The organism is Protofrankia sp. Cr2 (assembly GCF_963555885.1).
Taxonomy (GTDB): Bacteria; Actinomycetota; Actinomycetes; order Frankiales; family Frankiaceae; genus Protofrankia.
In genome coordinates this window covers 40,604-45,572 of record NZ_CAUVXG010000041.1, presented here as the reverse complement: position 1 = coordinate 45,572, position 4,969 = coordinate 40,604, and the positions used below count along the sequence as shown (strand labels likewise).

Here is a 4,969-nt window from a genome sequence, read left to right as displayed (position 1 = left end):
GGAGCTATACAGTAGTGTGTAGTATAAAAATTATACTCGTTATCTTTACGTTATTAGTCGATACTGTGATGACTCGCCCGGTGTCGGCGCTGTTGTACGTGTCAGCCGAGACGATCAGTACGTAGACGGGTGCGTCGGCCCGTGCCCCCACCTCATCCTGTTGCGCGCCCGCGCAGCTCCTCCAGGCGGGCGAACTCGCCGTCCAGATACTCCGGTGTTATGCCTGAGAACGGTGTTGCGCTCCTGCTGCCGAGCGAACCGAGCGGTCCAGATCGATTCCGTCAGGGTCTTGCCCACCCATGCCGACAAGGTGAGCCCCGCGGCTGCCTGTGCGTCGGCCTTGTCGGCGCCGGCCGCGACATGTGCGTCGCACCAGCGCTGGCTGCTGAGCGACATGAACTGCCTGCACTCCTCGGATGCGGCCCAGGCCGCCTTCTCGTGCGGGTCCACCGCATGGTCGGACGACAGATGCAGGCCGAGGCCCATAAGAGCGACCGGCAACAGGGGACACGGCGTCAGCCGATCCACGTCACGCGCAGGACAGTGATCGTGATCCACTTTTCTTCGATGCTGTACGTCAGGAGCCCGTACCCGAAGACCGCTCGCCACAGCTCGGTGCGCTTGTCGAAGGTGGCGTGCCGACGCGGGTCGGCCGCGAGTCGATCCAGCAGCGCGTCTAGTTCCCGCCGGCCCTCAGCGGGCAAGGAGTCACGCTGTTGCTCGGCGTAGGTGACCCAGCGGATCGTGTATCTTGCCATCGGTGTTCTCCGGGTCACGGGGTGGATGAGGTGTGGTGGCGCCGAACACGGTGGGGTCTCCCGCCTGGATCCGCAGCCGGTCCGCGAAGGCGCCGGCCTCGATCTCCGGGTTGGCGGTGAGTACCGCCCGTCCCCACCAGCGGTCGATCACTTCGACAACCGGGCCGAGATCGAGGGTGTCGTCCGCGCTGGCGAGCGCGATCCGTAGCTCCGCCACGAATACCTGGCGGTCGTCGGGGTCGAGAGCGTCACGGATCGCGGGCCCGTTCTTCTCGACCCGGTTGCGGACTCCGTAGATCGGGATCGTGTCGGCCATGCTGCTCATTATGGTTCGGCGACCTCGGGGTCGTCCGCATCGGATCTACTGGGAGAGGACGAGCGACCCGCACCCGGGCCACGCTGGACGTGCCGACCGGGACCCGCCCAGCGCTGGCGGGCGAGCGGTCGTCCGAACCTCGCGCCGGCGGGCCGGCGGTCGTTCGAACGATGTGACTTTCGTGCTGCTCCCACAGCAGCGGATTCACATCCTTCGGCCGGCGGGCGAGCGGTCGTCCGAACCTCGCGCTGGCGGGCCGGCGGTCGTTCGAACGATGTGACTTTCGTGCTGCTCCCACAGCAGCGGATTCACATCCTTCGGCCGGCGGGCGAGCGGTCGTCCGAACCTCGCGCTGGCGGGCCGGCTCAGCCGTGCTTCGGCCTCTTTCCGATCACACCCGCGGCCTCCCACGCGGCGAGCTGGGCGTCGGAATGCCCGAGGATGCCGCCGAGGACCTCGCGGTTGTGCTCGCCCAGGAGCGGAGGGGTCCGTCGGTGCACGGGCGGGTGCGGTCCACCGGAGAAGCGGATCGGGTAGCCGGAGTGGGTCGCCGATCCGACGACCGGGTGGCCGGCGAGCTCCTCGAAGAAGCCGCGGGCCTGCAGCTGCGGGTTGGAATCCAGGAAGGCGCCGTTGCCGACGACCGCAGCTGGCACGCCGTGGCTGACGAGGACGTCTTCGACCTCGGCCGCACCGCGTGCGGACGTCCAGGCGTTGATGGTCTCGTCGATGGCGTCGTGCTGGGCCCGGCGCTGGTCGCGGTTGTTCAGGCAGTCCCATCCCGACGGTTCACCGAGCGCCTTGCGCAGCCCGTGCCACTGTCTCTCGGTCTCGACCGAGACCGCGACCCAGGTGTCACCGCCGGAATCACCGCCGGAATCACCGGCGAGGTAGAGCCCCTGCGGCGCGGCGGTGGGGCCCCGGTTCCCGTCTCGCGTCAGGAACGCCCCGTAGGCGCTGAACTCGGCGTACTGCTCGGCACAGATGTTCAGCGCTCCGCCGAGCATCGGAGCCTCGATGAGAGAGCCCTCTCCGGTGCGCCGGCGGTGCTCGAGGGCCAGGGAGATCGCGATCGTTGCGTGTGAGCCTGCGAGTGGATCGCCGACGGAATTGGCGAACTGCGGCGGCGCGTCGGGGTAGCCCGTCATCCAGGCGATGCCGGAGACCGCCTCAATGGTCTGTGCATAGCCGGATCGGTCCCGCCACGGGCCGTCGGAACCGAACGCTGGTAGTCGTGCGTAGATGAGGTCGGGCCGCACGGCCTTCAGGACGTCGTAGGTCAGCCCCCACGAGGTCATGACGCGGGGTGTGAAGTTCTCCACGAGGACGTCCGAGTGTGCGACGAGCTCGAGGAGCAGCTCCCTGCCCTCCTCGCTGCCCAGGTCGAGGGTGATGCCCCGCTTGCCCGCGTTGCCACCGTGGTAGCTCGGACCTGTCTCCCACCAGAGGTCCTCGCGGAACGACCTGGCGCCGCGCATCCTCATGCCGTCCGGCCGGGACACGGACTCGACCTTGATGACGTCGGCGCCGAGCATGGCGAGCACGTAGCCGACGATGGGTCCTGCCCAGAACGCGGTGAGGTCGCAGACCCGAAGGTCCTGGAAGGGGAGCGCCGCCGGTTCGGTCCCCGTGGTCAGCTCTCGCGGGGTGCAGGTGGTCGTGACCTTCGCGGTGTGCTCGCCGAGCATGGGCGCCGGCGCGAAGTCACGCAGCTGGAGGTTGCTCCGCGGGAAGCGGTAGGGATGGGCGGGCTGGACGAAGCCACCCCGGGGGTTCGTCGTCATGAGCCCGTTGGCCACCAGGTGGTCGAACCGCGGTGTGAGCGCACCGTTGCCGACGGGGGCGACCGGCACGCGCAGCGCCTCTGCGATCTCGATGACCTCGTCGGTGGTGTGCGTCGTCATCCACTCGGCGAGCGCGGGCGCCAGCTCCTTGCGGCGGACGATCCGCTGCTCGAGGCGGATGAGATGCTCGTCGTCCATCCAGTCCGTCCGCTCGACCATCAGGCAGAAGTCGAGCCACTGCTGGCCGGTCACGACCATGAACGCGACCCAGCCGTCCTTGGTGCGCTCGATGCCGGGGAAGTTGAGCAGGCGGCGGGCATACGGCGGGACCCCGGCGATGCTGCGGTAGTTGACCTCGTACATGGTGTGGGTCAGCACGATCGACTCGAGCATCGAAAGGTCGAGGAGCTCGCCCTGGGCGGTGCGCAGGCGCCGGCGGTAGGACGCGAGCAGTCCGACCCCGCCGATCATGCCCGACAGCCACTCGCCGGTCCGCCCGCCGACGGAGACGGGCGGCCGGTTCGGGGTGCCTCGTGCGAACACCCCGCCCGAGATGGCCTGGAGCGTGAGTTCGGTGGCCGGCCGGCCGGCCCACGGGCCCGCCAGCCCGAAGGGGGTGATCGACAACACCAGAGCGGTCGGGTTGAGCTCCCGCAACCTGGCCGGGCTCATGCTGGCGGCGAGTTCGGACCCGGGTGACCAGACGATCGCGTCCGCCCAGCGGACGAGGTCCAGCGCCTCCTCGAGGGTGGGCACGGCGGACTGTTTGGACGCGGCGAGGACCTTGAACAGGGCGCCGTCGTCGTCCGCGGCTATGGCCGCGCCGCTCGCTGACCAGCGGCGCAGGGGGTCGCCGGCGGCGTCCTCGCACTTGACGACCTCAGCTCCGGCGTCGGCGAGCAGCTTGGTGGCGTAGCCGCCGGCGATGCCGATCGAGAGGTCGAGGACGCGGAAGCCGTCCAGGGGCGCGGGCACGGGTTCTCCTATCGGTGTCTGGGCAGGCCGAGCACGCGTTCGGCGATGATCGTCTTCTGGATCTCCGACGTGCCGCCGCCGATGCGCAGACCGAAGGAGATGAACCACGGCTGCGACGCGGACTGGTCGTGGCGGGCGTGCAGGTGCCGGACGTCGTAGTTCAGCTCGGTCGCGAGGAGCTTCAGCGCCGACGGTCCCGCCCCTTCGATGCCGGCTTCCTGCTCGTCAACCGACTGCTCGAGCAGGGCTCGCACGGCGAGGGCGCGCACGGTGAGTTCCGCGACCTCCGCGGTCGCGACGGGATCGTCGGCCACGAGCTGGCTGAGCCGGCGTAGCGCATGCAGGGCGCCGAGCACGATCGGGGCGGTGATGGTGCTGCGCTCGAAGAGCAGGGTCGTCGTCGCCACCTGCCAGCCCTGACCCACCGCTCCGATCACGTTGGCCAGTGGGACGCGTACCTCGTCGAAGCGCACCTCGCAGAACTCGCTCGGCCCGCCGATCGTCCGCAACGGCCGGATGGTGATACCGGGAGAGTCCAGGTCGACCACGGCGTAGGTGAGACCACCGTGTCGGCTGTTCGGATCCGTGCGCACGAGCAGCTCCGCGATGTCGGCGTACTGCGCGAACGTGCTCCACCGCTTCTCGCCGGTGACTATCAGGGCGTCCCCGTCGACGACGGCCCTGGTGCTGATCGCGGCGAGGTCCGACCCGGCGCCGGGCTCGGAGAAGCACTGGGCCGCGATGATCTCGCCCCGCAGGATGCCCGGCAGCCATCGTTGCTGTTGCTCGGGAGTGCCTCGCGCGATGACGGTCGGCCCCGCGTGGGAGAGTGCGACGAGGAACAGGCCCGTCATCGTGTCCCCACCGGCGAGCGCGATCTCCTCGTGGAACGCCAGCTGCTGGCGGGCACCCGCGCCACGGCCACCGTGGCTCTTCGGCCACGCCACGCCCGCCCAGCCGCCGTCGTGTAGCTGGCGCTGCCAGGCGCGTTGGCGCTCGACGTCCGCGGGCGTGAGCTCATCGCCGATCGCTGAACCACCATGCACGGGTGGCGGAGTGTGGTCGCGCAGGAAGCGACGGAGCTCGGTGCGGAACGAGTCGAGGTTGTCGCTCTCGACCGCGGTCGGGGTGGCCAT

At 69.4% G+C, this 4,969-nt stretch carries 4 protein-coding genes; all 4 read right to left on the bottom strand.

What is annotated here, in order from left to right; translation table 11 throughout:
* Nucleotides 1–515 precede the first annotated feature (515 nt).
* Entirely contained in the window at nt 516–704 is a 189-nt protein-coding gene (locus tag U9978_RS17420; RefSeq protein WP_322762203.1) for a hypothetical protein, read from the bottom strand.
* 4 nt (nt 705–708) lie between these two features.
* Nucleotides 709–1,074: a DUF6247 family protein gene (locus U9978_RS17415; protein WP_322762202.1), complete on the bottom strand. Its 366-nt coding sequence runs from the start codon at nt 1,072–1,074 to the stop codon at nt 709–711.
* Between the two features lie 365 nt (nt 1,075–1,439).
* The gene (locus U9978_RS17410; protein ID WP_322762201.1) at nt 1,440–3,833 is read right to left on the bottom strand and encodes a CoA transferase; all 2,394 of its coding nucleotides are present in this window, start codon (nt 3,831–3,833) and stop codon (nt 1,440–1,442) included.
* An 8-nt stretch (nt 3,834–3,841) separates the two neighbouring features.
* Nucleotides 3,842–4,969, bottom strand: a 1,128-nt coding sequence (locus U9978_RS17405; RefSeq protein WP_322762200.1) for an acyl-CoA dehydrogenase family protein, incomplete at its 5' end; no start/stop codon positions are given.

Excerpts from the sequence above, each read along its gene's own strand:
- U9978_RS17415 (WP_322762202.1), bottom strand. The coding sequence starts at position 1,074 with ATGGCCGACACGATCCCGATCTACGGAGTCCGCAACCGGGTCGAGAAG.